The sequence below is a fragment of the Rhodococcus sp. T2V genome (genome assembly GCF_029269925.1).
GTDB lineage: Bacteria > Actinomycetota > Actinomycetes > Mycobacteriales > Mycobacteriaceae > Rhodococcus_F > Rhodococcus_F koreensis.
The window spans coordinates 1-390 of the sequence record NZ_JARJBD010000427.1; the positions used below are offsets into that span (position 1 = coordinate 1).

General features: G+C 66.7%; 1 protein-coding gene. It reads left to right on the plus strand.

Going from position 1 to position 390, the window contains the following annotated elements; all coding sequences use genetic code 11:
• Nucleotides 1-32 precede the first annotated feature (32 nt).
• A partial coding sequence (locus P3H15_RS54685) for a hypothetical protein (protein ID WP_276144915.1) occupies nucleotides 33-390 on the plus strand: 358 nt, incomplete at its 3' end.

The window sequence follows — 390 nt, forward strand, 5'->3', positions numbered from 1 at the left end:
TGGGTCGGCCGGGGTTGTCGGCTGAGCGGTTCGTGGCGTGTCCGTTCGGTGTGCCCGGTGCGCGGATGTATCGGTCGGGGGATCTGGTGCGGTGGACTGCCGAGGGTGTGCTCGTGTTCGTGGGTCGTGCTGATGAGCAGGTGAAGGTGCGGGGGTTCCGAGTCGAACCCGCAGAGGTCGAGACGGTGCTGCTGAAGCATCCGACGGTGGCTCAGGCGGTCGTGGTAGCCGGCGCCACCGGCAATGGCACCGAACTGATCGGATACGTGGTTTTCCACGTCGACGGTGTCGGCGGGTCGAGTGAGTCGGCGGCCGAGGTTCGTCGTTTCGTGGCCGGGCGGTTGCCGGAGTTCATGGTTCCGGCGGTGGTGATGGTGGTGGATCGGTTGC